A 26,771-nucleotide genomic window follows, 5' to 3' on the forward strand; every position below is an offset into this window, starting at 1 on the left:
GCTCGCCGAAGGTGCGTCGGGTCGCCCTTGCAGAGGGCGGGTACGGCGAATGCGCCAGGGGCCCGGTGACCGCGTACGCGCCGGGCTCCTGCCGCTGCCATGCGATCGTCAGCCGGACTGCGGGCCGTCCGGCAGGAGCTGCCGGATGAGCGTGTCCCCGGCGTTGGCCTCCCACTCGGCGACCTGCCAGCCGCGCTCGTGCACGAGCAGGTGGAAGGCCTCGGGGGCGAACGCGGCCAGCATGAGGTCGGCGGCGCGGTCCGTCCCGATGCCGGCCCGGAGGCCGGTCTTGGCGGCGAGCGCCTCGGCGAAGCGGGTCTGCACGGTGAGCCGCTGCGCGATGTTCGTCTGCCACAGCTCGGCGATCTCCGGGTCGTGCGCGGCCGTCGAGCGGACCGCCTCCAGGATCGGCGCGACGCGCGTGAGGATGCGGGCGGACGCGGCGGCCTGCAGCCGCAGTTGGCCGGCCGGGTCGGCGGCCAGGGCCTCGGCCACCCACGGGCGGTCCAGGGTGGCGACGGGCTCGGTGTCCCCGGCGATCTCCACGTCGAGCACCTCGGTGAGGATCGCGCGCTTGGTGGCGAAGGTGAAGTAGAGCGTCTGGACGGCCATGCCGGCCTGCTTGGCGATGGCCTGCATGGACGTCGACGCATAGCCCTGCGCCACGAACAGGTCGCGGGCGGCGGCCAGCATGCGGGCCCGGTTGGCGGCGGCCTTGGCGGCCCGCACACCTCCGGACTTGGCGGTCCGGGCCATCCCGCCGGCGTCCGCTCCCGTCGCGTCCATCGGGTCCTCCGTTCGACTGGAGCGCCACTCTAGTGGCGCTCCGCCGAGGGCTTCACCGAAGGCGGAGGATTCCTGGTCACGGCACCGGCCCGCCCCGGCAGACGGCGTGTCAGGATGGGCGGATGCTGCCATACGCGGTGTACCGGACGCCCTTCGTCGGCCGTACCGGGGAGATCGCCCGGATCGACGAGGCGCTGCAGCGCGCCCGCGCGGGAGACCCGCGCGCGCTGCTGGTCGCGGGCGAGGCCGGGGTCGGCAAGACGCGCCTGCTCGAAGAGGCCACCGAACACGCCGCGGACGTCGGCATGAACGTCCTCGTCGGGCACTGCGTCGACCTCGGCGACGGCGGCCTGCCGTACTTCCCGTTCACCGAGATCCTGCGCGCGGTCGAGGCGGACCCCGCACTGTCCGGCGTGCTCGACCACTACACGGCCGTCCAGCGGCTGCTGCGCGACGGTGCCGCGGCGGCCGGGGACGAGTCCCGCGGGGCCGGCATCGGCGTCCGGCTGCGGCTGCTCGAAGAGGTCGCGACGCTGCTCGCCGACCTGGCCGAGCGCGCCCCCGTCATGGTGGTGATCGAGGACCTGCACTGGGCCGACCAGTCCACCCGCGACCTGCTGCGCTTCCTGCTCAGCCGACTGCTGCCGCAGCGCAACGGCGGGCCGCCCCAGCAGCGCCTCGCGATCGTGGCCACGTACCGCTCCGACGACCTGCACCGGCGGCATCCGCTGCGGCCGCTGCTCGCCGAGCTGGTCCGGCTGCCCGCGGTGGCCCGGCTGGACCTCGGTCCGCTCGGCGATGCGGACGTGTCCGAACTGGTCCGGCTGACCGGCACCGAGGCGCTGCCCGACGAGACCGTGCGGCGCATCGTCGAACGTGCCGAGGGCAACGCCTTCTACGCCGAGGAACTGAGCGCGGCAGCCGCCGACGACGGGCTGGGCGGCCTGCCGCCGGGCCTCGCCGAGGTGCTGCTCACCCGGATCGAACAACTGTCCTCCACTGCGCAGCGCGTGTTGCGCACCGCGGCCGCGGCGGGCCGCCGGGTCGAGCACGGACTCCTCCGGGACGCCGTCGAACTCCCCGACGACGAGGTGGAGTCGGCGCTGCGCGAGGCGGTCGGGCGGCATCTGCTGGTCGCCGACACCGGCGGCGCCTACACGTTCCGGCACGCGCTGCTGCGCGATGCGGCGTACCGGGACCTGCTGCCGGGCGAGCGGGTCCGCATCCACGCGTCCTTCGCGCGGCTGCTCGCCGACGAGCAGCGCAAGGCCACCAGCGCCGCCGAGCGCGCCCACCACCACCGCGAAAGCCATGATCTGCCCGGTGCGTTCGCGGCCTCGCTGGAGGCGGCGGACCACGCCGCACGGGTCGGCGCGCCGGCCGAGGAACTGCGGCACGTCGAGGCCGCGCTCGAACTCTTCGATGCGGTGCCGGACGCGGCCGAGCGGGCCGGCGCCGACGATGTGACGCTGATCCTGCGCGCCTCCTCGGCCGCGGTCCGGATGGGCGAGGCGCACCGCGCGGTCGCCCTCGCGCGCGAGGCACTCGGCCGCGTCGGGTCGCACGCCGACAACGACATGGCCGCCAAGGTCCGCTACACGCTGGCCTCCAGCTTGTTCAGCGTGGACATGCTGGAGTCGGCCTACGACTTCAGCAGCCAGGCGCTCGACCTGATCCCGACCGAGCCGCCGACGACAACCTGGCTGTGGGCGGCCGCCACGCATGTCCAGGCGGCGTTCTACGTCAAGCAGAACGACGTGGTGCGCGAGCTCGGCGCGAAGGTGATCGAGGCCGCCGACAAGCTCGGTTCGGGCGACGCCAAGGCCGACGTGATGATCACCATGACGGCCGTGGAGCCGGACAACCGCAAGACCCGGAAGGGCCGGGAAAAGCTGCAGCAGGCCCGCGAGTTGGCACGCGCGGCGGGCAACAACCCGATCGAGATGCGGGCGCTGTTCAACCTGGGCATGGGGGCGCACGAGTCGGGCGACCTGGTCGAGTGCCTGGCCTGGCTGGACGAGGGCATGGAGAGCGCGCGCCGCGCCGCGCAGACCACCGCGCCGTACCCGCTCGACATCCGGTACCTGCGGGCGCTGACCCTCTACACGCTCGGGCGCTGGGACGACGCGCTGGAGACCGTCCCGGCCTCGGCGCCCACATCGTTCGGGTACGTCGCCGAGGCGGCGCTGTACGTCCCGCTCGGCCGCGGCGAGCCGGGGACCGCCGAGCGGGCCGAGGCGCTCTACCACCGGCGGCCGCCCAACTGGACCGGCACCCTGCTCGCGGGCATCGTGCTGGTGGACGAGGCGTCGCTGCGCGGTGATGCGGCGGCAGCCGTGGCCTGGGCCCACCGCGCGCTCGCCGACCTGCGGGTGGACGCTCCGCCGATGCCCGCGGTCGGGGTCCGGCTGGCCGCGCTGGCGCTGTCGGCGATCGCCGACACGACCGCCGACCTGCGGCTGACCGGCCGGGCCGACGAGGCCGGCTCCTGGACGGAAGCAGCCGACGAACTGGCCGAGTTGGCGCACGCCACCGACGAATACCACGTGGAGATGCGGCCCAGCGGGCCCGAAGGCGTGGCGTGGCTGCTCCGCGTGGACGCGGAACGCGCGCGGGTGGACGGCGTGTCCGATCCGGAGCAGTGGGCGGCCGTGGTCGCGGCCTTCGACTACGGCAACGTCTACGAGCAGGCCCGCGCCCGGGTGCGGCTGGCCGAGGCGCTGCTGACCGCCGACCGGCGTGCGGAAGCGTCCGCCGAGGTGGAGGAAGTACGCGCGGTGGCCGACCGGTTGGGGGCGCGGCCGCTGCGTGCCGCGGTCGACATCCTGGCCCGGCGCGGGCGGCTGGGTGCTGCCGGAGCCGCCGCCGGCCCGGCGCACGCGTCCGGTGCGACCGGCGCCGCGGGGGCGTTGCGCGGCGGTCCGGAGGCCGGCGATCTGCCGGTGCTGACCGGGCGCGAGCGCGAGGTGCTCGAACAACTGGCGCTGGGCCGGACGAACCGGCAGATCGGCGAGGCGCTGTTCATCAGCACCAAGACCGCGAGCGTGCACGTCTCGAACATCCTTGCCAAGGTCGGCGCCGCGTCGCGCACCGAGGCGGTCGCGCAGGCGTACCGGCTGGGGCTGATTCCCCCGCCGTAGCACCCGGATGCCCATCGCGGGCCGGGGTGGCGCAGTGTGGCGAACATCCGGTTGTCTTGACGGATTTTCGTACGTGCTGTGACCCATTCGGGCGGCGCTCGTTGCCCAGTTCGGGGGACCGGACTTGCTGCGCCCGGCCAGGCGGCGCGGCGGGAGGGCGACGGGCGTGGTGGACGACGGCGCAGGAGACGGCGCGGCGCAGCGGCGAGAGCAGGCTGCGGTGCGCGTGGGCCGGTGGTGGCGGACGCTGTCCGGCACTGCCGACGAGGCGGTCGGCGGCACCGAGGCGGTGATCGTCCGGCACTATCCCGAACTGGTCCGGCTGGCCTACTTGGTCCTTCCGCAGGCCGGCGAACGCCACGAACGCGTCCTGGCCGCACACGCGATCGTGCAGGACGCGCTGCCGCGGCGGACCGCCGACGGCCGTGCGCTGGACGTCGACGCGGTGCGGGCCCGGGTCGTGCGGCAGGCGCTGCGGCAGTGCGGGCGCGGCCGCCCGGCACGCCGGATGCGCATGCTGCCGCAGGTCTGGGGCCTGAAGTTCTTCACGGCCGCGGCGGATCCCGACTCGCTCGCGACGGAGCGCACGATCGCCGCGCTGGCACCGTCGGCCCGGGCGGCCTACGCCGCAGTGCGGATCGGCGGACTGCCCGCTGCGGAGGTACGCGAAGTCCTGGTCGCGGCCGGGCTCGCGGACCCGGACTCGGCGCTTGCGCAGGCCGCCGCGGCACCCGCGCCGCAGGGCTGCCCGGACGGCGCCGCGGCCGGCAACTGGGCCTTTTCGAGCGCTGGTTCGCCGTCCGCTGCAGAGATTCCGGCCGAGTCCGCAGAAGGGCTCGCGGGCGGACCGCTCGACCCGTGCACCGTGCGCGTGCGGCCGTCCGACCTCATCCGCCGCCGCCGGATCCGCTACGGCCTCGCGGTGACCGCGGCGATGGCCGTGGTCGCCGCGGGCAGCCTCGCCGTACTCGACGCCGGGCGGACCGGAACACCCGCGCCGCAGCGGGCCGAACGCGCCGCGGCCACCACCGCACCGGACACCGCGCTGCCCGGGCAGATCCCGGTCGGTGCCTGGAAGACCACCACGCGCCTCGACTTCGCGGTCTGGAGCACGCGCGGACCGCGGGCCGGGGACGCCGAGTTGGCCCGCCGTGCGGTCGCCGCCTGGACCGCGCCGGACCCGGGCGTGCGGACCCAGGCCGGCCCGCGCACCCAGGCGGGACCGCCCGCGGGGCTGCCGCAGCTGCTGTTCGCCGGCGACGTCGCCGGATCGGCGGTCGTGCTGCTCGCCGACGCCACCCGCCTCGCCCGGTACACCGAGGCGCCGGCGGGCGCCCGCACGCTCGACATCGCGGCCTCGGACGACTCGGACGCCCGCTCGTCGTCAGCGGTCGTGCTGGCCCGCGCGGCCGGCGGCGTGCACCTGCTGCTGGCCCCCTGGGTGACCGAGGCCAAGGTCCGCGACCTGCGCCGCCCCGGGGACGCCCCGAAGCCGCTGGCGGTCGGCGCCGACGGGGTCACCGGTCCGGCCGCGCTGGGCGGTCCGGCCGACTGCGGCAGCGTCGCGGTCCTCGAACTGCGCTCCGACCGGGCCGCGGACCGCAATCCGTACCTGCTCGCCGACTTGGGCGACCTTTCCGCCGCGCACCTGACGTACATGCCGCCGCCCGAATTCCCGCACACCGGGCGCCCGTCCGAGGCGGCGTCGAGCGAGCGCGCGCTCACCGCGTGGTCGCGTACCGCCTGCCTGCTGGACGGGCTCCGCAGCCAAGGCCTGCGGCTGGTGAACAACTGGGAGTTCGCGCACTTCGCGCTGCCCGAGGCGCCCGGCGAGGCGACCTGGTCCTGCCTGCACGCGTTCGACCGGTCCGGCGGCGGCAGCACGACCGTCGCGTTCACCCCGCCCGGTGCGGCACCGCCGCAGACCCGCACCCTCGCCAAGGCGGCGGACTCCCCGCTGTGCAGCAGGTCCGGCAACGACGTCGTCGCCTACACGTGGTGGCAGGCGCCGACCGGCGCCTGGTACTTCGCCGCGGCGGGCAGCCGCGATGTGCTTCGCATCACGGTCGGCGCCCCCGTCGCGACCACCACCGACACCCGGCAGCTGGTGCTCCCGGCGCCGGCGTCGGTCCCGGTCGGATCGCGGGTGGCGGTGACCGCATCCACCAAGCAGGGCACCACCGTCCCCGCGCCGCAGTAGGCCGCCGGACCGGGAAACGGCCGCCGCAGCGCACCGGAATTCGCGGTTCCGCTGCGGTCCGGGGGCGTGCCTCCGGCAATTCCGTACGGCCCGCCGGCGGCGGAATTCGCTCCGCGGCGCCGGACCGCCTCGTGCTACTGTCGACAGCGGTTGCGGTTGTGGTTCCCCCAGACCCCGAGCGCCTCACGTCGTCGCCAGGACGACCGGTGAGAGCGCTTTTGTCTTTCCGGATGCTTTCGGACCCCCTCGGGTCCTTCCGGATTCTGTATCTCCGGTTTCCCCGGACGGGCGATCATCACGGCGACACGGGTCCGCAGCGTGCGGAACCCGCGGACCGCCCTCAAGGGAGAACGGAATGACCATGCGCACCGCCATGTTGTCCGGCGCGGAAATGGGCCACGGCCTCGTCCTCGTCTGACCCCCACACGCATTCCCGGCCGGGCCCGCACCTTCGCGTGCCGGTCCCGCCCTGCTGCGTTTCGAGGCGCCCGAGCGCCCCGACCCGGGCCGCAGGCCCAGTCCCGCGCGTCCGCCGCCGGCCCCCGGAATTCCTCCGGGACGCCGCCGGGCGGTTTTCTCGCCCGGAATTCCGGCCGCCCGGCCGGAATGGCCCAGTAAATTGCCCCGGCTCGTCCCCGCAATTCTCCGTGCTGCGTCCTCCGCCGCGGGAATTCCTTGGTGCGCGCCGTTGCCCAAGGAAAGGTTCCGCATGAACCGCACACGCAACAACGACCGCGTCCCGCGCGGCAGGTCCGCAGGCTCCGGCGGCGGCACCGGGGGAGGCGGCCGCGGCGGCCGCCGCTTCGGGTCCGGCTCCGGCGGCCGCTCCGGCTCCGGGGGCGGGTCGTCGTACGGCGGCCGCTCCGGCGGCCGCAACAACTCCGGCGGCGCCCGCCGCCAGCCCTCGGTGGCGCGCGAGTTCGCCCTGCCGGTGACGGTCACCCCCGGTCTGCCGCCGGTCGCGGCGTTCGCCGACCTGGACATGCCCAAGGCGATGCTGACCGCGCTCGGCACGCAGGGCGTGGCCACCCCGTTCCCGATCCAGGCCGCGACGCTGCCGAACTCGCTGGCCGGCCGCGACGTCCTCGGCCGGGGCCGGACCGGCTCGGGCAAGACCCTGGCCTTCGGTCTTGCGATGCTGGCCCGGACGGCCGGCCGGCGCGCCGAGTCCAAGCAGCCGCTGGCGCTGGTGCTCGTCCCCACCCGCGAGCTCGCCCAGCAGGTCAACGACGCGCTGACGCCGTACGCCACCGCGGTCCGGCTGCGGCTGGCCACGGTCGTCGGCGGGCTGCCCATCGGCCGCCAGGCCAGTGCGCTGCGCAACGGCGCCGAGGTGGTCGTGGCCACCCCGGGCCGCCTCAAGGACCTCATCGACCGCGGCGACTGCCGCCTCGACCAGGTCGCCATCACGGTCCTGGACGAGGCCGACCAGATGGCCGACATGGGCTTCATGCCGCAGGTCACCGCGCTGCTCGACCAGGTGCAGCCGGGCGGGCAGCGGATGCTGTTCTCGGCGACGCTGGACCGCAACGTGGACCTGCTGGTGCGCCGCTACCTGAGCGACCCGGTCGTGCACTCCGTCGACCCGTCGGCGGGTGCGGTCACCACGATGGAGCACCACGTCCTGCACGTGCGGGACACCGACAAGCACCAGACCACCGTGGAGATCGCCGCGCGCGACGGCCGGGTGATCATGTTCCTGGACACCAAGCACGCGGTCGACAAGCTCACCAAGCACCTGCTGAACAGCGGGGTGCGCGCCGGGGCCCTGCACGGCGGAAAGTCGCAGCCGCAGCGGACCCGCACGCTGGCCCAGTTCAAGTCCGGCCTGGTGACCGTGCTGGTGGCCACCAACGTGGCGGCGCGCGGCATCCACATCGACGATCTCGACCTGGTCGTGAACGTGGATCCGCCCACCGACCACAAGGATTACCTGCACCGCGGCGGCCGTACCGCCCGGGCCGGCGAGTCCGGGAGTGTGGTCACCCTCGTGACACCGAGCCAGCGCCGCGACATGATGCAGTTGATGGCAACTGCGGGAATCACCCCGACGACCACCCAGGTGCGCTCCGGAGACGAGGAGCTGAGCCGGATCACCGGCGCCCAGGCGCCCTCCGGTGTGCCGGTCACCATCGCCGCGCCGCCCGCGGAACGTCCGCGCCGGGGCTCCACGTCCGCTTCCCCCTCGGCCCAGGGCCGCCGGGGCCGTACCGACCGACCCCGGCGTACCACCGACCGCACGACGGCGACCCGCGCACCGCGGCGCCGCACCGCACCCCGGGACGGCGCGCCCGGGGGTTCCGCCCAATCCCGCTGACCAGTCCGCCGACCCGCGACCCGTTGCGCGGCCATCGGCCCCTCGTCCCCTCCCCACCTGTGAGGCATCATGCGTTGCGTCATCGCCGGAGTCGCGTTCGACCTGACCAAGGACGGCGTCGTGGCGGCCATGAAGGGCGTCAAGGCCGAGCCGGCCACCGGCGTCTACGTCATCGTCGGCCGCGGCCACTATCCGGTGAAGCAGGTCGGTGAAGTCGTCACCGGGCAGGACCGCCGCGACTTCACCGCCACCGAGGTCGCCCGCGCGATGACGCGGCTCGGCTTCACCGTGCGCGACGCCGCGGCGGAGGCCGCCGCGCGCGAGCTCACCCCGCTGGAGGCCGCATCGGCCATGCTCGGCACGCCGATGTCCGCCTGACCGCAGCACCACCCCGTGCGGGCCCTGCCGACCAGGTCGGCAGGGCCCGCACGGGGTTCCGGGCGTTGTCGGAATTCTCCAAGACCCCGAAGATCCCCGGCTGGCACCGTGCGGACGTCGTCCGTCCCCACGACCCGTCAGGGAGGCGCTCATGCGCCGTACACACGTCTTCAGCGCACGCAGACTCACGCCTGGCGCCGCGGTCTCGTGGCCGCTGCCGCCTGCGCGGCGCTGTTCGCCACGACCACCGGCCTGCCCGCGCAGGCCGACCCGGCGCCCGGGGCCGACCACCAGCGCGTCCTCGACGCGATGCGCTTCATCACCGACGACGTGAGCACCGGGAACGGGTCCGACCAGATCCCCGGCATGATCGTGCGCACCGAGGTCGACGGGGTCCAGTGGACCGGCTCCGTGGACGACCACGCGGCGCCTGCCACCCGGCAGGTCGAGGCGAAGTTCCGGGCCGCGAGCAACACCAAGATGTTCACCGCGGTGGTCGTCATGCAGCTCGTGGACGAAGGTCTGCTGTCGCTGGACGACGACGTGTACGGCATTCTCGGAAACGTCCTGAACGACAACGACCGGCAGGGCTGCCGGCTGCTCGGTCCGTGCTTCGCACCGTCGACCGATCCGGCGAAGAAGATCACGGTGAAGAACCTGCTCAATATGAGCAGCGGCGTGAAGGACTACCTGAGCGATCTCTCGTTCATGGCCAATGTGGTGGCGACGTTCCCGAATACGTCCTACCCGGATCCGGCCGACCTGGTGGCCGAGGGCGCGGTCAACGGGCCGCAGTTCGCGCCCGGGAAGGGCATGGAGTACTCCAACACCAATTACGCGCTGCTCGGCATGATCATCGCCGAGAAAGCCCAGATGTCCTGGGAGGACGCGGTCACCGAGCGCATCATCGACCGCATCGGCCTGACGCAGACCACCCTGCCGCGCAACGGCGATCCGGTCCTTCCCGCACCGCATGACGCGCACTGGACCAACTACACGAAGGCGCGTGTCGGCAGCGTCTGGCTCGGCAAGCCGGCCGGCGACCAGAACGCCTCGTACGCGTACGGCACCGGATCGGTCATCTCCACCACCGGCGACCTGCTGAAGTTCATGAAGGCGCTGCTGACCACCGAGACGCTGCTGCCGGCCCCGCTCCGCGACCAGATGATCGCCGAGGCGAGCCTCAACACGAACCCGGTCGGCGTCAAGGTCCCCGAATTGGACTGCGGAATCCGGACCGACCGCTGGCAGGAGTGCATCCCGAACCCGGCACTGAGCAATGTGCAATCGCCGAAGGACACCACCGCGCCGACCAACTGGTATGCGAACGGCAGCTGGAAGATCGGCAAGGCCGAGTACGGACTGGGCATCACCAAGCGCACCCTGACCTGCGGTGACGGTAGTCAGCAGGTCCTGTACGGCCACAACGGCGGAATTCCCGGGTCGAAGACGTACACGTACTCGAACCGCACCGGTTCCCACATGATCTCGTGGAACCAGAACGGCGACTGGGAGGCGTGGGAGCTCTACAACCAATACGGAATGCTGGCGGCGGAGTTCTGCCCGGCGGCATAGCGAGGACGGCGGTTGCGCGGCCGACCCGGCTGCGCAACCGCCGTTCGCCGGGCGGCGCCGCGGTGACCGCTGCTACGCCGGGTCCTTTGCCCGAGCGTCCGCGATCACCTGGTGGGCGAGCTCCAGCAGGGCCGGGATGCCGGGGTGGCCGGGCTCCTGGCGCCAGGCCAGGGCGAGCGGTACGGGCGGGGCGTCCACGAGCGGCCGGTAGACCAGAGCCGGGTTGTTGTGGTTGACGGGGGTGGCGGACGTCGAGACGCCGACCGCGCGGCCGGCCGCGATGGCGACCAGCCACTCGTCGGTGTTGGCCACTTCGAGCACCGCCGCGGGGCGGGCGTCCGGCGGCCACAGGTCGAGCGTGGTGGAGCCGAAGACGACGTTGAGGGCGATCGGATGCGCGGCGAGGTCGGCGAGGGTGACCCGGGGGAGAGCGGCCAGCGGGCTGTCCGCCGGCATCGCGGCCACCCGTTCCTCCCACATCAGCACCTCGGAGCGCAGCCCCGCGGCGGGGAAGTCGCCGCGCAGCAGGGCGGCGTCGACCCGGCCCTGGACCAGCCCAGCGGTCCGGTCGTCGATGCGCAGCACGTCGAGCGGCATGTCCGGGCGGTCCGCGTCCCAGCGGCGCAGGAGTGCGACGGTGTGCTCGCCGAGGGCCGCCCAGGTGTGGCCCAGGCGCAGCGGCCAGGCGCGCAGGCCGCCCGGGTCGAGCGCGGTCTCGACGGCGGCCGTCGCGGCGGCCGCCTTGTCCCAAAAGAGGCGCCCCTCGGAGGTCAGTTCGAGGTGGTGCGTGGAACGGTCGACGAGCCGGGCGCCCAGGTGGTCCTCGAGCTGGCGCAGGGTCCGGGAGAGCGCGGGCTGGCTCAGGTGGCGGCGTGCCGCGGCCCGGGTGATGTTGCCTTCCTCGGCGACGGCGAGGAAGGCGTACAGGTGCCGCAGCTCGATGGTCATGCGTCCGGAGCATAACCGGGCCGGAACCGGCATTTCACGCGGAGCGCCCGGATTCCTAGCGTGGACGGCATGACAATCACGGTGCACAACCCGGCCGCGCCGAAGCCCGCGCCGGTTCTTGTCCGGCGGGCTGCGTCCCGCGGTTCGCTCGGCGGCGTCGGCCTGGTGCTGGCCGGGGCGGTCTCCGTGCAGTTCGGTTCCGCCTTCGCGGCGCTGCTGTTCCCGCGTGCCGGGGCGCTGGGCACGGTCGCGCTGCGGGTGACGCTCGCGGCGCTGCTCATGCTGGCCGTGACCAGGCCGCGGCTGCGCGGGTATTCGCGTGCGGACTGGGCCGTCGCCACCGGGTTCGGCCTGGCGCTGGGCGGCATGAACATCCTCTTTTACCAGGCCCTCGACCGTATTCCGCTGGGTGCCGCGGTGACGATCGAGGTCCTCGGACCGCTCCTGCTGTCGGTCGCGGTGTCCCGGCGCGCGGTCAGCCTGCTGTGGGCCGGGCTGGCGCTGGCCGGCGTCTACCTGCTGGGCCGCGGGGACTTCGGGAGCCTCGACCCGGCAGGTGTGGCGTTCGCCTTGGGGGCCGGCGCCATGTGGGCCGCCTACATCGTGCTGAACGCCCGTGCCGGGGCCCGCTTTCCGCGGTTGGACGGCCTGGCGATCGCGATGGCCGTCGCGGCCCTGGTCAGCCTCCCGCTCGGGATCGGCTCGGCGGGGGCGGTGCTCGGGCAGCCCGCGGTGCTGGCTCTCGGGCTGGCCATCGCGGTGATGTGCTCGGGCGTCCCGTACACGCTCGAACTCCTGGCGCTGCGGCGGCTGTCCGCGGAGACCTTCGCGGTGCTTGCGGTGCTGTCCCCGGCTTTCGCGGCCACCGCCGGATTCCTGGTGCTCGGCCAGTCGCTGTCCGCGGTCCAGTGCGCGGCGATCGCCATTGTCATCGGGGCGAGTGCAGGGGCGGTGCGGAGCAGCAAGGCCTGACCGGGGGGCCGGACGCAAGTACGCGGCGGGCGGCGGATCTTGCGCGGACACATCTCTTCCGCTTAGGTAAGCCATACCTAAGTTCCTGGTGGTCGATGCGCGCAGGTCGAACGCCGGTCCGTCCATGCCCGGAAAGGGCAGATGATGTCCGATTTGATACCTGGCCGCGCCCGTCGGCGTTCCGGAAAGCCCCGCCTCGCCGCGGTCGTCGTGGCTCTGGCCAGTGCCCTGGTCATGACCGCGTGCGGCAGCAGCGGCGGCGACGACAAGCCGCAGCAGACCCCGGCGGCCGGCGGCGGCCAGAGCGCCCCGGCGTCGGCCGGGACGTTCCCGGTGACCGTCGAGCACAAGTACGGCAGCACCGAGGTCAAGTCCGAGCCCAAGAAGATCGTCACGCTCGGCCTCTCCGACCACGACACGGTGCTCGCGCTCGGCCTCAAGCCGGTCGGGGCCATCGACTGGTTCAAGGAGAAGCCGTACGGCAAGTGGCCGTGGGCGAAGGACCTTTGGGGCCCGACGCCGCCGGAGATCGTCGGCGAGCGCGACGAGTACAACACCGAGAAGATCCTCAAGCTGCAGCCCGACCTGATCATCGCCGTCTACTCGGGGATGAAGAAGGAGCAGTACGACACGCTCAGCAAGATCGCCCCGGTGGTCGCCCAGCCCAAGGGCTTCCAGGACTACGGCGCGCCGTGGCAGGACATGACCCGCCACATCGGCAAGTCCCTGGGCCGCGCGGCGCAGACCGACAAGCTGATCACGGACATCGACGCGCGCTTCAAGGCGGCCCGCGAGAAGCACCCCGAGTTCGCCGGCAAGACCGTCACGGTGGCCGACAACTTCGAGCCGGGCATCTTCTCGGCGTTCACGAAGACCGACCCCAAGGTCATCTTCTTCACCGAACTCGGTTTCGCGACCAACCCGAAGGTCGATGCGCTGACCAAGCCGGGCGACAACGTCGTCGACCTGAGCGCCGAGAAACTCGACGTGGTGGACAGCGACCGGCTGATCTGGGTGACCAGCGGCGCGGAGCACGATGCCCGCATCAAGGCGGAGCCGTTCTACACCAAGCTCAAGGTCGTCACGGAGAAGCGCGACCTGTTCGTGCCCTACGAGAACCCGGACATCGGCGCGGCCTTCTCCTTCAACACCGTGCTGTCGATCCCGTACGCGATCGACAACGTGCTCCCGCTCCTGGCCGCCAAGGCCGGCTGACGGTCCGTGGCCTCCCTCACCCGCGAGACCGGAGGCAAAGCCCCCGCCGCGCCACGGCACCACGTGGCGCGGCGGGGGCTCGGTCTGCTGCTCGCCGCCGTCGCCCTGGGGGTGCTGTGCCTGGCGAGCATCTGGGTGGGCACCCGCGGCATCGCCTTCACCGAGGTGTGGGGGCTGCTGTGGCACGACGACGGCTCCAAGGACGCCCTGGTCGTCCACGAATACCGCATCCCCCGCACGGTCTTGGGACTCGTGGTCGGGGCGGCGGTGGGGCTGGCCGGGGCGCTCATGCAGGCGGTGACCCGCAACCCGCTGGCCGACCCCGGGCTGCTCGGCGTCAGCCTGGGCGCCTCGACCGGGGTGATCACGGCCTCCGCGTTCGCCGGTGTGGTCAGCGTGCTTGGCCAGGTGTGGTTCGCGTTCGCGGGTGCGGCGATCGCGTCGGCGGCCGTCTTCCTGCTGGGCTCGGCCGGGCGGACCCGGGCGACTCCGGAGCGGCTGGTCATCGCGGGCGCCGCGGTGACCGCGGTGCTCTACGCCTTCAACTCGGCCGTCCTGCTGCTCCAGCCGCGGATCTTCAACGAGTTCCGCTTCTGGCAGGTCGGGTCGCTGGCGGGACGGCAGTTCGACGTGGTCGCGGTGGTGGCCCCTTTCGTGGGCGTCGGCGCGTTGATCGCGATCGCCCTGGCCCGGCCGCTGAACGGGCTGGCCTTGGGCGACGAGGCGGCGCGCGGGATCGGCGTACGCGTCGGCCCCACCCGGCTGGCCGCCGCACTCGCGGTCGTGCTGCTGTGCGGTGCGGCGACCGCCGGCGCGGGGCCGATCGCCTTCGTGGGACTGGCCGTTCCGCATATCGCCCGGTTCATCGCGGGGCCGGACCAGCGCTGGGTGCTGGCGTACTCGGCGGTGCTGGCCCCGATCCTGCTGCTCGGCGCCGATGTCCTGGGCCGGGTCCTCGGCAGTCCCGGGGAGATCCAGAGCGGCATCGTCACCGCGCTGCTCGGCGGTCCCGTGTTCCTCGCCCTGTGCCGCCGCCGAAAGCTGGTCATGCTGTGATCGTGATCCCCGGATTCGTGGTCCGGGACCGGCGGAACCGGATCTTCTCGGTGCGGATCCGCCTGCGGGCGCTGGCGGTCGGGGCCGGGCTGAGCGCGCTGCTCGCCGTGCTGGCCGGAGTCGCCCTGACCACGGGGGACTTCGACCTGCCGCTGGGGGACGCGCTCCAGGCGGTGTTCGGACAGGGCACGATGGCCGCCGAGTTCGTGGTCGACGAGCTGCGGATGCCGCGGATCCTGACCGCGGTGCTGGTCGGCGCCGCGCTCGCGGTGAGCGGCGCGATCATGCAGAGCCTCACCCGGAACGCGCTGGGCAGCCCCGACATCATCGGCTTCACGAACGGCTCCGCCACCGGCGCCCTGGTCGTCATCATCCTGCTGCAAGGGGGCATGACCGAGATCGCGATCGGCTCGATCGCGGGCGGACTGGCCACCGCACTGGCGGTGTTCCTGCTCGCGTACGGGCGCGGCGCGGGCGGATTCCGGCTGGTGGTCATGGGCATCGGGGTGGGCGCGATGCTGCTCGCCGCCAACTCGTACCTCATCACCCGGGCGAGCTGGCAGGAGGCCGTCGAGGCCCAGGAATGGCTGGTGGGCAGCCTCAACAACCGCACGTGGGACCAGGTGCAGGGGATGGCACTGGCCTGCGCCGTGCTGATGCCGATCGCCTTCGTGTACGGGCGGCGGCTCGCGCTGCTCGAGATGGGCGACGACGCGGCGCGGGCGCTGGGCGTCGACGCGGCACGGACGCGGCTGGTGCTGGTCCTGGTGAGCGTCACCCTGGCCGCGGTGGCCACGGCGGCGACCGGTCCGGTGCTGTTCGTGGCGCTGGCGGCACCGCAGTTGGCACGTCGACTGACCGGAACCGCGGGGCCTGGCCTGGCCGGTGCGGCCTTGATGGGCGCGGTGCTGCTGCTGGCGAGCGACCTGGCCGCCCAGCGGCTGTTCACGTCGGGGATCCTCCCGGTCGGGGTGGCGACGGGGACTCTGGGCGGCCTGTATCTGATGGGCGTCCTGGTGGCGGAGGCACGCAAACCGGGGGCATGAGGCTGCCCGCGGCTCGCGGGGGCGAGCTGCGGGCAGGGCCGCTCACAGGTGCGTCGGGTGGGCGGGGCGCCACCGGCCTGGTGCGTCAGGCGGCCGCGACCGGCCCGGTGACGGGGGCCGCGGGCTTGCGGGTCGCGCGGCCGCCCTTGGACAGCTGCACCGACATGTTCATCTTGCGGCTCAGCCGGAACGTCGTGACCGGGCTCCCGGTGACCGTGTTCTTGTACATGACCGCGGACTTGCCGGTCAGGCAGAAGCGCCCCGGGGTGTCGTCGGCGCGGGTGAACTGGATGACCGCGTCCTTGCGGCCCAGGCTGACCGGCTGGTGGAAGTACCCGAACCGGAACGGCTTGACCTGCTTGCCGCGCAGCTCGCGGGCGATCGCGTCGGCGGCGTACGCGGCGGTCGGCAGCCCGCTCTGGCAGGTGCCGTGGATCGGGCCCCAGGCCATGTCGACCGCGGCCGCATCGCCGATCGCCCGGATCTCCGGGTGCGAACGGGACTTCAGGGTGGCATCGACCAGGATCAGGCCCTTGCCGTCGACCGCGATGCCGGCATCGGCGGCCAGCCGCGGGACCTTCACGCCCGCGGTCCACAGGCACGCGTCGAACGGCAGCAGCTCGCCGCCGGACAGCTGCACCGCGTCCGGCAGGATCTTCGCGATCCCGGCGCCGGTCCGGACCTGCACGTCCAGGCGCTCCAGCGCGCGGTGCAGATGCGCCCGCGCCTTGCCGCCCATCATCGAGCCGACCTCGCCGCGGCTGATCAGCGTGACCTTCAAGTGCGGGTTCTGCTCGGCGATTTCCGTGGCCGCCTCGATGCCGGTGAGACCGCCGCCGCAGACCGCCACGCGGGCGCCCGGCGCCAGGCCGGCGATGCGGGCCGCGAAGGCTGCGGCCGAGGTCGCCGCCGGGCCGTCCAGCGTGTACGCGTGCTCGTCGGCGCCGGGTACCGCACTGGTGTCGGTGGTGCTGCCCAGTGCGTAGACGAGCCGGTCGTAGGGCAGCGTGCCGACGCCGTCGACGGCCACGGTCCGGCGTGCCGGGTCGATCGCGGTGGCCCGGCCCTGCACGAAGCGCACGCCGGTGCCGGTCAGGAGCCCGGCGATGTCGTGGCCCGGGATGTCCTGGCCGCTCGCCGTCTGGTGGGTGCGCATGCGCTCGGTGAACTGCGCCGACGCGTTGACCAGGGTGATCTCCGCGCCGCCCCGGCGGGTGCGGTGCGCCAGCCGGATCGCGGCCAGCATCCCGGTGTAGCCGGCTCCGAGGACGACGATCTTCTGCTGCGTGGCGTTCATGATGCTCACTCCCCTGTGCGTGCCCCGCGTCGCGGCGGTGCGGTCCGGTCCGCATCGGTTGCGGTTTCGGAGTGGGGACAAGCGACGCGGGGCAGGCGTGACAGAGCGGGGATGTGAAGCAGGTCACATGGCTTTCGGCGGTCGGAAGCCGGTCACTCCGGCCAGTCGGAGCCCTCGACGATGCCGACGAAGTTCGGGCGCACGTAGCCGGGCGAGAACCGGTCGAGGACGTCCGCCTTGATGTTGCCGAAGGTGGTGGCGGGCTTCCCGGCGATCCCGTCGGTGAACGCCTGCAGGATGCGGCGCTTGAAGTCGGGCCGGGGGTGCGCGGCGACCACCGCGGCACGCTCCTCGTCCGAGACCGCGTGGTAGCCGATGCCGAGGACGTCCATCTCCACGCCGGCCGTGGTCAGCGCGATGACCGGGTGCATGTGGTTCGGGATCTCGGGTGTGGTGTGCAGCGCGATCGCCTCCCAGACGAGGCGGCTGCGGTCGTCGGCGATGCCGTGCGAGGCGAGGAACGCGCGGGCTTCGTCGGCGCCGTCGATCTCGAAGCGGCGGCCCGAGGCGCGATGCGGTGCGGTGAGGCCGATGTCGTGGAACATCGCCGCGATATAGAGGAGTTCGGGATCGTGTTCGATATCGAGGCGGCGCCCGTGCAGGGCGCCCCATAGGTAGACCCGCCGCGAGTGGTCGTACAGAAGATCGTCGGTGGCGTCGCGTACGAGCTCGGTGGCCTCCTTGGCGAGCTTGCTGTCCGGGATGGCGATGTCGGCTATGCGGGTGCTCATGGGGGTCCTTGTCGTGGCGGCCGGTGGCGAGGTGGCGGGGGCGGGGGTGGCGGGTGGCTTCGGAGGTCGGCGGGGTTCGGTGGCCTGTGGGCTTGGTGGCCGGGGGCTTTGGCAGCCGACCTGGCATCACGCCCGGGCGAATGCGCTTTCCGCCAGCAGGCGGCGGTGCGCGGCCAGACGACTGTTGCGCCCGATCGTGGCGGCGCCCACGAGGCGGCCCGCGCGGTGGTAGGTGACCTCCAAGTGGCGTCCGGCCAGGTTGTATTCCGCGGTGCGCTCCTCGTCCGCGATGTCCGGCCGGCCGACCGCGCGCAGCGTGACGCCGTGCAGGTCGGACCAGAAGGACGGGACGGCGGCGAGCGGTTGCGCGGCGTCGCCGTGGACGAGCGTGCGGGCCGCGACGGCCGCTTGTTCGACGGCGTTGCTCCAGTGGCCCAGGGAGTCCGTGACGTCGCCCGCGGCGACGATGCCCGGCAGCGGCGTCCCGTCGGTCGACAGCACGCGCAGCCGTTCGTCGCAGCGCACGCCGCCGTCCAGCGCGATGCCGGACCCGGCGAGCCATCCGACGTTCGGTACCGCGCCGAGTGCGAGGACTGCGATGTCCGCCGCGAGTTCCGTGCCGTCGTCCAGGCCGACCGCGGTGAGCCGGGCGCCGCCGTCGAGAACCTCGGCACGGCGCCCGCCGACCACCCGGATTCCGGCCGAGTGGTGCAGACCGGCGATGAACTGCGAAGCGGAATAACCGACTTGCCGGAGCAGTGCGCGTTCCTCGGGCACCACCAGCGTGACGTCGAGACCGCATACCCCGGCCGACGCCGCGATCTCGCTGCCCAGGAACCCGCCGCCCACGACGACCGCCCTGCGGCCCGGGACGAGGGCGGCACGCAGGGCCGCGGCTTCGTCCCGGGTGCGCAGGGTGTGCACGCCGGCCGGCAGCGGGGTGAGCGCGGCGGGCACGCGGGCGGCAGCCCCGGTGGCGATGACCAGGCCGTCGTAAGGGAGTTCGCGTCCGTCGGCGAGCCTTACGGTCTTGCCGTACGCATCGAGGCCGACGGCGCGCGTGCCGAGCAGCCAGGTGGCGTCGAGGTCGCCGGGCACCGGGAGGTCGGTTGCGGTTGCCTGCGCCTTCGCCTGAGCGGCGTACGAAGTCCCCTCCATGAGCGCGCTCTTCAACAGCGGCGGCCGGTCGTACGGCATGTAGGGCTCGTCGCCTACCAGGACCAGCGCGCCACCGAACCCTTCGGCGCGCAGCGTCTGCGCGGCCCGCAGGCCGGCCAGCGAAGCACCGGCCACGACGATGCGCTTCACGGCGAGACGCCCTCGATGGCCACGGCCCGGACCGGGCACATCGCCGCCGCGGTGCGGACCTCGTCCAGCCGGTCCGGGGACGGCTCCGCTTCGTAGACGAGGTAATCGTCGTCGTCGAACGCGAAGACGTCCGGCGCGGCGAAGACGCACTGGCCGTGGCTCTCGCACAGATTCATGTCCACGGTGATGCGCAGCATCGGGCTTCCTTTCTGCGGTGGTTTGCGGTGCGGGTGCGGTGCGTGTGCGACGGGGGTCAGGCGACGGGCGGGTTGAAGCGCGAGTAGTCCGGGGAACTCCAGCGCAGCGGCAGGGCGTCGGGGATCTCCAGCACGTCGCGGACCGAGAACTCGACGAGGCGCTGGGCGCCCGGCACGCGGGCGATCTCGTCGGCGTCCCAGATGGTCCGGGCCGTGCCGGAGAGGTGGAGTGCGGTGCCGGTCTCCCAGCCGGGGACCAGCAGGCCCGCCTCGGGGCGGAGTTCCAGGTTGCCGAGGGTCAGGAACATGGCGTTGCCGACGTAGTCGGGCCAGCGCAGCAGCGTGGGGGACAGGACCCGGAGGAACCCGGGGTTGCCGCCGCGGTGCGACGCGTCGGTGTTGCCTTGTTCGTCGGCGGTGGCCACGAAGAACGTGTCCGCGGCGCGGATCGCGTCCTGCTGGCGGCCGTCCAGCGCCGTGCCGCGGACGGCCTTGCGGGGGCGGGGAGATGCCCCCGCAAGATCGGGGAAGCGGTGGCCGCGCTTCTGGATGTACTTCGGGCAGTTGGAGATGACCTGGTCCAGGTCGACGCGCAGGCCGGTCCCGGTCGGCGCGGCGCGGCCGTTGATCCGCATGCGGCGCCGGCTGGCGGGCTCGATGGCGATCATGCCCACCTGCGCGGGCCCGGCGAGCAGCGCGGCGAGCGGGTCCTCGGGCAGCGGCCGGGCGTCGATGAGAAGGGTCTCGGGGTCGGGGACCCGGAGGAATCCGGGCGGGCCGGTCAGCTGGGTGGCCCAGGTGCGTCCGTCCGCGTCCGTGCCGCCGACCACGATGAGCGGCTGCTCGGCGAGGAACGCCGCGGCCACCGGCGGGATCGTCCCGCCGATCCCGCCGAGCGAGAACGCGGCCTGGCGGGACAGTTCGGCGCGGTCCTGGACCGCGAGTTCCCCGCGGTGGTACTCGGTTGCCACGGCATTCCTTTCCGTACGAAGCGGTGTGTGCGGGCGGCGGCGAAGCGTCTTCGATCTGCTGCCGGGTCGTCTGCCGATGGCTTCGGGCCGGCCCCGGGGGCGGGTCCGGCCGGCTCCGGGAGTGGCCGGAGCCGGCCGGACCGCCTGGGGACGTCCGGGGCCGGCCGGGCCCGGGGCCCCCGACGGCCGCGGGTGAGAAGAACCCGCAGGTGGGGGCGCCCGCGGTGGGGGCGTCCGCGGGGTCGGCGCCGGTCGGCGCGTAGATCTCCAGGCGGATGCCGTCCGGGTCGAGGAAGAAGATCCCGCCCGAGGTGCCGTGCTCGCCGTGCGGCACGACGCCCTCGTGCACGAACGTCGCGCCGATCTCGCGCAGCACGCCCTCGGCGGCCTTGACCTCGTCGATCGTCTCGACCTGGAAGGACAGGTGGTGCAGGCCCGGGAGCGCGGTCGAGAAGTCCCCGGTGCTCTGCTCCCAGAGCGTGACCAGCAGCTTGCCGTCGCGGCCCAGGAACGCGAACTTCTTCCTGTCCTCCTTGCTCTCGCCGATCAGGTCGAACTCGAGCGCGGCCTGGTAGAAGGCCACCGAGCGGGCGAGATCGGTGACATTGAGGCCGACGTGGCCGGTCTGGAGTGCCTTCAGCTTGCTCATGCGTGGATTCCTCGGTTTCCGTGGGACGGGCGCCATGGGGTCGGGTGGCCGGGTGCGGGTGGCCGGGTGCGGGCGGCCGCCGCGGCCTGTGCATGGCCGAGTGCCCTGCCGGTACACGCGTTTCCGCGGCTCGGCCGGGCGGGGCTCCCGCACTTCGGCTCACATCGAACGTATGGGCGCCGCGTACCGCCTGCGAGGGACCGAACGCGCCACACAGGGGGCCTGACACACCAGCGGGAGCGGGGCCGAGGATCTAGCCTCGGAGACTGTGCTCAACGGAACCATCTCCGCCCGTATGGGGCGCTTCATGGTGGATGCCGCACGCCGGGCCGGAATGCCGCCCGAGCGGCTCGAACGCCTGCCCGGGCTCGAGAACGCAGTGCTCGCCGACGAGTTCGTCCGCGTCCCGACGTCGGCCGCCCTGGTGCTGTGGGAGGAGATCGTCGCCGGGCACGCGACCCCCGGCGCCGGGCTGCATGCCGCCGGGATGGCACCGCTGGGGTCGTTCGGCGTGTGGGACTACCTGTTCACCACGGGGAGCACGCTCGCGGAATCGCTGAGCAGTGCGGGCGGATACATCACCGTGATCGGCGACCCGCAGGCCGAGCGGATATCCGTGGCGGACGACGGCCGTCTGCTGACCGTCTCGCACACCACCGGTCCGGCGGGTGCGGACGTGGTCGCCGCCATCGAGCAGTTCGTCGCCGTGCTCGTCACCCGCCGCGCGACCGAGGCGCTGCGGCGTCCGGTGGCCCCGGTGCATGCCGCCTTCCGGCACCGCGCCCCGGTACGCGCGAGCGCGCTCGCCGAACTCGCCGAACTGCTGGGCACCCGCAGCCTCGAGTTCGGTGCCCCCGCGAACTCCGTGACCTTCCTCGCCGACGACGCACACGCTCCGCTGCCGCACGTCCAGCCCGGCCTGCACCAGGTCCTGCGCGACCACGCGGAACTGTCCATCGCCGCGGCCAAACCGGTCCTGACCTGGCACGCCGTCTTCCGGACCGCGCTGGAGGCGGCCCTGCGCGACACCGACCTGTCGCTGGCCGCCGTCGCCCACCGCATGGGGACCACCCCGCGCACCCTGCAGCGGCGACTGGGCGAGCACGGCACCACGTGGCGCGACGAAGTCCAGTCCGCCCGCGAGCAACTCGCCCTGGAACTCCTGCGCGACGGGAATCTCCCGCTGCGGACCGTTGCCGCGCGTACCGGGTTCAGCGACGCCCGCGCGCTGCGCCGCGCGATGCACAGGTGGCAGGGCGCCCCGCCCGCGGACATCCGAAGAACCTTGGCCACCCCGGCCTGACCCGAATCGCCACGCCGGGCCTCACCCCGTCGTCACACCACTGCGATGCTCCTGCGGGCTGATCCCGTACACGCGCTTGAAGGCCGAACTGAGCGCGAACCCGCTGCCGTAACCCACCTGCCGGGCAACGGCGTTCAGCGTGGCATCCGATTGCCGCAGCAGATCCGCGGCCAGCGCCATGCGCCACTCGGTCAGATAGGTCATCGGCGGCGTCCCCACCGCCGTACGGAAGCACTCGGCGAGCGTCGCACGCGACACTCCGATCGCGGCAGCCAGCCGAGCCAACGTCCAATCCTCCGCCGGGGCTTCGTGGAACAGCCGAAGCGCCTCGCCGGCCACCGGATGGCTGTGCGCCCGGTACCAGGCCGGGGCCTCGGTCTCGGGCCGGTCCATCCACGCCCGCAGCACCGAGATGAGCAGCAGGTCGAGCAACCGGTCCAGTACGACGCCTTCGGCCGGCCCCTGCCGGGTGACCTCCTTGGCCAGCACCGGGACAAGCGCCGAGTCCCACGTATCCGCCTGCACCACCAACAGCGGTGGCAGCACATCGAGAAGCCGCCGCCCGACCGCACCGACCTCCTCGTACACGCCCAGCACCATCTGCACCGACCCGTCGGGATCGCTGCCCCACGTCCGCACCCCGAGCGCCATCCGCTCCCGCAGATCGACACCGTCGGGCGTCATGCAGCGCTGGCCGGGATGCACGATGACCTGCGGCGACGTCCCGTCCCCATCACTCATGACATACGGATCCGGCCCCCGCACCACGGCAATATCCCCAGGCCGCAAGCGCACCGGCCGGCCCTCCGCCGGCCGGAACTCCGCCCCACCGCGCAGCATCACCGCGACGCACAGCGGCGACCCGTCCTGCACCCGGATCGACCACGGCGGGTCCAACACGATCCGCAGCACGAACGCCCCACTGGCCCGCGGCCCTTCCAGCAACCCCGAGAGTGCATCCACGCTCCGCACTCTAGACGATCGGACATGCACCCCGGCATCTCAGCCATGGATCGTCCGACCTGCACCCCCAAGACTCGTGTCATGACCACCAACGAGCGCACGACCCTGGTCCTTGGCGGCACAGGCCGGATCGGCCGCCGCGTAGCCCGCCGCCTCACCGACCGAGGCGTCGACGTACGCATCGGCTCCCGCACCGCCGAACCCCCCTTCGACTGGGAGGACCCGGCCACCTGGCCCGGAGTCTTCGCCGGCGTCAAAGCCGCGTCCCTCATGTACTACCCGGAGATCGAATGGCCCGGAGCCGCCGACGCCATCGGCACCGTCGCCCGCCTGGCCGTCGACGCCGGCGTCGAGCGCTTGGTCCTCCTCTCCGCCCGCAACCAGGCGGAAGCCCAGCGCGCCGAGGCCGCCGTGACCGCCCTCCCCGTCGCCTGGACGATCGTCGCCCCGGCCTCCTTCCACCAGAACTTCGACGAAGGCGTCTTCCGCGCCCCGCTCCTCACCGGCGAACTCGCCCTCCCCGCCGGAGACAACGCCGACCCCTTCATCGACGCCGACGACATCGCCGACGTCATCACGGCAGCCCTCACCGAACCCGGCCACGCGGGCAAGCGCTACGAACTCACCGGCCCCCGCCTCTGGACCTTCGCCGAAGCCGTCGCCGAAATAGCCCGCGCCACCGGCCGCGACCTCCGCTACACCCCCGTCACCCGCACCGAATTCGCCGACACCCTCACCGCCGAAGGCACCCCCCGCGCCGTCGCCGACCCCCTGGCCACCCTCATCACCGACTACTTCGACGGCCGCAACAGCACCCTCACCGACCACGTCGAGCACGTACTGGGCCGCAAACCCCGTGACTTCGCCGACTGGGTAGCCGAGACAGCCCCCACCGGCATCTGGTCCGCCCCCTGACGCGCCCCACCGGTGCCTGGTTCGGCCCCGAGCCGACCTCTGGACGAACCGTTCCTGTTCCGCAATCGGCATCTGCCCGGAACAGGGCACGGTTCCCGCACCGCAGCTGCATCGCCGATCTACGGAGTGAGCCACCCGCACCTCCGGCAACGGCGTTGTCCGCTGGTGTTGGTGCGGATCACCTGCGTGCGTTGCGGCGCAGGCGGCCTGCGTGTCCGGCGGCCGTCACGGTTCGAAACAGGTAGTGCTGCCTGCCGGGCAGCGGCGGGTGCCGCCGCCGATCAAATGCACTTCCACGTCGGCGTCGTCCATGCCGGCCTTGTCGAGTGCGGTGCGCAGGTCGGCGAGCGGGGGCACGGGCGGCAGGCCGACGGTTGTGACGGTGATGCGGCCGCCGAGGGCGTCGACGGCGTTGACGGCCCAGTGCCGCTCCGCGGCCCACTGCTCGGCGACGGGCTTGGCGTCGTCGGCGAGTTGCCGGTCGCGGGCGACCGCAGCGGTGCCGGTGGTGAGCGGTACGGCGACCAGGAGCAGCATCGCGGCGACGACCGCGAGCGTCTTGCCGCGCAGCTCGCCGACGCGCACGTCGGCCGTTCCGCGGGCGGCGATGCGCACGAGGTGGGCCCGGTCGGCGAGGACGACGGCGAGCGCGCTGCCGAGGATCGGGGTCATCAGCGGCGCGACGATCATGGCGCCGATCACCGTGGCGGTCGAGTCGCCGACCACGCCGGCGGAGGCGATGACGGCGGCGAGGAGCAGGAGGCCCCAGAAACGCGTCGAGCTCGGGCTGCGCCAGGACTTCTCGATGAACAGGGCGGCGGTCATGCGCTGGACTGCTGGGGTGTCGACAGCGGGCATGCTCGGCGCCTCCTTGACCGGATCCGGAAGCCGGCGAGGCGGCGGAGCGGCACCGCGACCGGTCCGCCCCGGGTACCCGCAACCGTCCCGCCGCTCACCTCGGCCACCGCGTCCGCAATTCGTGTGCCCCGCCGGAATTCATTGCCGGTCCGGGGAATGCCTCAACCCTCGCCAGGTCCGGCATCGGTGCCGACGGCGTCGAGCGGCAGCTCCGCCCAGACGGTTTTGCCGCGTGGCCCCGTTCGCACGCCCCAATCCTGAGCGAGCTGGGCGACGAGGAGCAGGCCGCGGCCGCCTTCGTCGTCGTCGAGCGAGCGACGCACACGCGGCGCGGCACTGCTGCTGTCGGCGACCTCGCAGGCCAGGGTTCTCTCCCGGAGGATCAGCCGCAGGCCGATTTCCCCGGCGGAGTACCGCACGCCGTTGGTGACGAGTTCGCTGACCAGCAGTTCGGCGGTGAACACCAGGTCGTGGAGTCCCCACTCGGCCAGTTTTCGGGCGGTGAGCCGACGCGCTTCCGCGGCGCTTTCGGGGAGGTTCCGCAGCGACCAGGCCGCGGTGCGGTCGCCGCCCAGCACCCGGGTCCGGACCAGCACGAGGAGCGCGTCGTCCTTGGGGCCGTCGGGGAAGGCCTCGGTGAGGACGGCGTCGCAGGCCGGCTGGAGTTCGCCGCCGGCGGCGCGGAGTGCGTCGGCCAGTACGGGCGCCGGGTCGCCGGACAGGCTCGAGGTGTGCAAGGCCAGGACGCTGCCCGCGTTCAGCGGGACGGAGGTGACCGGGAAGCGGCCCTCGCCCGGACCGCCCAGCGGCGGCCCGGCCGGCGCGTCGATCACCGCGGCGGTGCCGTCCGGGGCGACCGCGGAGGGCGCCGGATGCCCGGCCCGGGCAATCGCGCAGGTGCCCGCGATCGGGTCGTACACGGCCACGACGCATCCGGCGGTGAGGACGTCGGGGAGGGGGTGGTCGTCGGCCAGGGCGGGGCGTCCCATCGCGGTCTCCACGGCCAGGTCGTGGACGCGGCCGAGGATCTCGTCGGGGCCCAGGTCCAGGGCCGCGAGTGCGGCGATGGCGGTGCTGACCTGTCCCATGAGGCTGACCGCGGCCATGCCCTTGCCGTCGATCTCCCCGACGACGCAGGCGATGCGGGCGCCGGACAGCGGGAGCACGTCGAACCAGCTGCCGGACGCGGCCACCGGCAGGTACGTCCACGCCGTCTCGGCGGCGACGTGGGCGGGGAGCCGGCGCGGTACGAGGTTGCGCTGCACCAGGCGCGCCAGCGCCCGCTCGCGGGTGTGGCGGCGGGCGTTGTCCAGGCATGCGGACGCATAGGCCGCCAGCCCGGCGGCTTCGCCCAAGTCCGGCTCGGCGAACGCCGCGGAGGAGCCCAAGCGGTACAGCGAGACCATCCCCAGCACGACCCCGCGCACGGTCAGCGGCACCGCGATCATCGAGTGCGCGGCCTCGGCCCGGGCCAGCCGGGCGCGTTCGGGGTCCCGGCGCAGCCACACGTCGTCCGCGGCAAGCCTGCGCACCAGCCGGGGCCGCAGATCGCCCAGCACCTGCGCGTACGGCGACCCGAACTGCAGCCCCCAGGCATCGCCGACGGCATGGACCGCAGGTGGTGCGGCGCGACGGGCGGCCGCGGCTGCGGCGCGCCGTACGGTCACCTGTCCGGCGACCGGGCCGGGCGCCGGCGCGTCGCCGTGCAGCACCGCGTCGAGCAGGTCCACGACGGCGACGTCGGCCAGCCCCTGCACCGCCACCTCCGCAAGCTCCGCGGCGGTGCGGAACAGGTCCAGGGACGTGCCGATGTGTGCGGCGCCGGACTCCAGCAGGCGCAGTCTGGCGCTGTCGGTTCGCTCGGCGGCTGAGCCGTCTTGCGGCAT

21 protein-coding genes and 1 pseudogene are annotated in these 26,771 nt (G+C 73.3%); 11 read left to right on the forward strand and 11 right to left on the reverse strand.

What is annotated here, in order from left to right; genetic code table 11:
• Positions 1-108 precede the first annotated feature (108 nt).
• On the reverse strand, positions 109-786 hold the full coding sequence (locus tag LZ495_RS04975; RefSeq protein ID WP_235050684.1) for a TetR/AcrR family transcriptional regulator: 678 nt from the start codon (positions 784-786) through the stop codon (positions 109-111).
• Positions 787-908: 122 nt separating this feature from the next.
• On the opposite strand from LZ495_RS04975, the gene LZ495_RS04980 reads away from it, so the two are divergent.
• The 5 genes from LZ495_RS04980 (at position 909) to LZ495_RS05000 (ending at position 10,396) form a co-directional block, all read left to right on the forward strand.
• The gene (locus tag LZ495_RS04980) at positions 909-3,926 is read left to right on the forward strand and encodes a helix-turn-helix transcriptional regulator (protein WP_235050685.1); all 3,018 of its coding nucleotides are present in this window, start codon (positions 909-911) and stop codon (positions 3,924-3,926) included.
• Positions 3,927-4,092: 166 nt separating this feature from the next.
• Positions 4,093-6,126 (forward strand): hypothetical protein, encoded by a 2,034-nt coding sequence (locus LZ495_RS04985; protein ID WP_235050686.1) that lies wholly within the window; start codon positions 4,093-4,095, stop codon positions 6,124-6,126.
• Between the two features lie 709 nt (positions 6,127-6,835).
• Positions 6,836-8,443 (forward strand): DEAD/DEAH box helicase, encoded by a 1,608-nt coding sequence (locus LZ495_RS04990; RefSeq protein WP_235050687.1) that lies wholly within the window; start codon positions 6,836-6,838, stop codon positions 8,441-8,443.
• A gap of 69 nt (positions 8,444-8,512) precedes the next feature.
• Positions 8,513-8,821, forward strand: coding sequence for an SCO5918 family protein (locus LZ495_RS04995; protein ID WP_235050688.1), 309 nt, complete (start codon positions 8,513-8,515; stop codon positions 8,819-8,821).
• 207 nt (positions 8,822-9,028) lie between these two features.
• Positions 9,029-10,396 carry a serine hydrolase domain-containing protein gene (locus tag LZ495_RS05000; RefSeq protein ID WP_235050689.1) on the forward strand — a complete coding sequence of 456 codons (1,368 nt, stop codon included), beginning with the start codon at positions 9,029-9,031 and terminating at the stop codon, positions 10,394-10,396.
• A 72-nt stretch (positions 10,397-10,468) separates the two neighbouring features.
• Here LZ495_RS05000 and LZ495_RS05005 read toward each other — a convergent pair whose 3' ends face one another.
• Positions 10,469-11,344, reverse strand: coding sequence for a LysR family transcriptional regulator (locus LZ495_RS05005; protein WP_235050690.1), 876 nt, complete (start codon positions 11,342-11,344; stop codon positions 10,469-10,471).
• A 69-nt stretch (positions 11,345-11,413) separates the two neighbouring features.
• Between LZ495_RS05005 and LZ495_RS05010 the strand changes: the two genes are divergently transcribed.
• From LZ495_RS05010 to LZ495_RS05025, 4 genes are all read left to right on the forward strand, one after another.
• Positions 11,414-12,316, forward strand: a complete 903-nt coding sequence (locus LZ495_RS05010; RefSeq protein WP_235050691.1) for an EamA family transporter — start codon at positions 11,414-11,416, stop codon at positions 12,314-12,316.
• Between the two features lie 141 nt (positions 12,317-12,457).
• Positions 12,458-13,531, forward strand: a complete 1,074-nt coding sequence (locus tag LZ495_RS05015) for an iron-siderophore ABC transporter substrate-binding protein (protein WP_235050692.1) — start codon at positions 12,458-12,460, stop codon at positions 13,529-13,531.
• Between the two features lie 6 nt (positions 13,532-13,537).
• Positions 13,538-14,587: a FecCD family ABC transporter permease gene (locus LZ495_RS05020; RefSeq protein ID WP_235050693.1), complete on the forward strand. Its 1,050-nt coding sequence runs from the start codon at positions 13,538-13,540 to the stop codon at positions 14,585-14,587.
• A gap of 2 nt (positions 14,588-14,589) precedes the next feature.
• Positions 14,590-15,633, forward strand: a complete 1,044-nt coding sequence (locus LZ495_RS05025) for a FecCD family ABC transporter permease (RefSeq protein ID WP_235050694.1) — start codon at positions 14,590-14,592, stop codon at positions 15,631-15,633.
• Between the two features lie 85 nt (positions 15,634-15,718).
• On the opposite strand, the gene LZ495_RS05030 is transcribed toward LZ495_RS05025, so the two are convergent.
• The 6 genes and pseudogenes from LZ495_RS05030 to LZ495_RS05055 all read right to left on the reverse strand — a co-directional run.
• The gene (locus LZ495_RS05030) at positions 15,719-16,930 is read right to left on the reverse strand and encodes an NAD(P)/FAD-dependent oxidoreductase (RefSeq protein ID WP_235050695.1); all 1,212 of its coding nucleotides are present in this window, start codon (positions 16,928-16,930) and stop codon (positions 15,719-15,721) included.
• A 152-nt stretch (positions 16,931-17,082) separates the two neighbouring features.
• The gene (locus LZ495_RS05035) at positions 17,083-17,721 is read right to left on the reverse strand and encodes an HD domain-containing protein (protein ID WP_235050696.1); all 639 of its coding nucleotides are present in this window, start codon (positions 17,719-17,721) and stop codon (positions 17,083-17,085) included.
• A gap of 126 nt (positions 17,722-17,847) precedes the next feature.
• On the reverse strand, positions 17,848-19,029 hold the full coding sequence (locus LZ495_RS05040; RefSeq protein ID WP_235050697.1) for an NAD(P)/FAD-dependent oxidoreductase: 1,182 nt from the start codon (positions 19,027-19,029) through the stop codon (positions 17,848-17,850).
• A complete protein-coding gene (locus tag LZ495_RS05045; RefSeq protein WP_235051070.1) occupies positions 19,026-19,223 on the reverse strand; it encodes a ferredoxin in 198 nt (65 codons plus the stop codon). Before LZ495_RS05045 ends, LZ495_RS05040 begins: the two co-directional genes overlap by 4 nt.
• Before the next feature lie 59 nt (positions 19,224-19,282).
• On the reverse strand, positions 19,283-20,197 hold the full coding sequence (locus LZ495_RS05050; protein WP_235050698.1) for a pyridoxamine 5'-phosphate oxidase family protein: 915 nt from the start codon (positions 20,195-20,197) through the stop codon (positions 19,283-19,285).
• A gap of 196 nt (positions 20,198-20,393) precedes the next feature.
• Positions 20,394-20,846, reverse strand: a pseudogene (locus LZ495_RS05055) (VOC family protein); the annotation flags it as partial.
• A gap of 268 nt (positions 20,847-21,114) precedes the next feature.
• On the opposite strand from LZ495_RS05055, the gene LZ495_RS05060 reads away from it, so the two are divergent.
• Positions 21,115-22,149 (forward strand): helix-turn-helix domain-containing protein, encoded by a 1,035-nt coding sequence (locus LZ495_RS05060; protein ID WP_235050699.1) that lies wholly within the window; start codon positions 21,115-21,117, stop codon positions 22,147-22,149.
• A gap of 21 nt (positions 22,150-22,170) precedes the next feature.
• Here LZ495_RS05060 and LZ495_RS05065 read toward each other — a convergent pair whose 3' ends face one another.
• A complete protein-coding gene (locus LZ495_RS05065; protein WP_235050700.1) occupies positions 22,171-23,112 on the reverse strand; it encodes an AraC family transcriptional regulator in 942 nt (313 codons plus the stop codon).
• Between the two features lie 81 nt (positions 23,113-23,193).
• On the opposite strand from LZ495_RS05065, the gene LZ495_RS05070 reads away from it, so the two are divergent.
• On the forward strand, positions 23,194-24,027 hold the full coding sequence (locus tag LZ495_RS05070) for a Rossmann-fold NAD(P)-binding domain-containing protein (RefSeq protein ID WP_235050701.1): 834 nt from the start codon (positions 23,194-23,196) through the stop codon (positions 24,025-24,027).
• A gap of 225 nt (positions 24,028-24,252) precedes the next feature.
• Here the strand turns inward: LZ495_RS05070 and LZ495_RS05075 are convergent, their stop codons facing one another.
• Both LZ495_RS05075 and LZ495_RS05080 read right to left on the reverse strand, forming a co-directional pair.
• A complete protein-coding gene (locus LZ495_RS05075; protein WP_235050702.1) occupies positions 24,253-24,885 on the reverse strand; it encodes a DUF389 domain-containing protein in 633 nt (210 codons plus the stop codon).
• 161 nt (positions 24,886-25,046) lie between these two features.
• The gene (locus tag LZ495_RS05080; RefSeq protein WP_235050703.1) at positions 25,047-26,771 is read right to left on the reverse strand and encodes an ATP-binding SpoIIE family protein phosphatase; all 1,725 of its coding nucleotides are present in this window, start codon (positions 26,769-26,771) and stop codon (positions 25,047-25,049) included.

The organism is Yinghuangia soli (assembly GCF_021502675.1).
Taxonomy (GTDB): Bacteria; Actinomycetota; Actinomycetes; order Streptomycetales; family Streptomycetaceae; genus Yinghuangia; species Yinghuangia soli.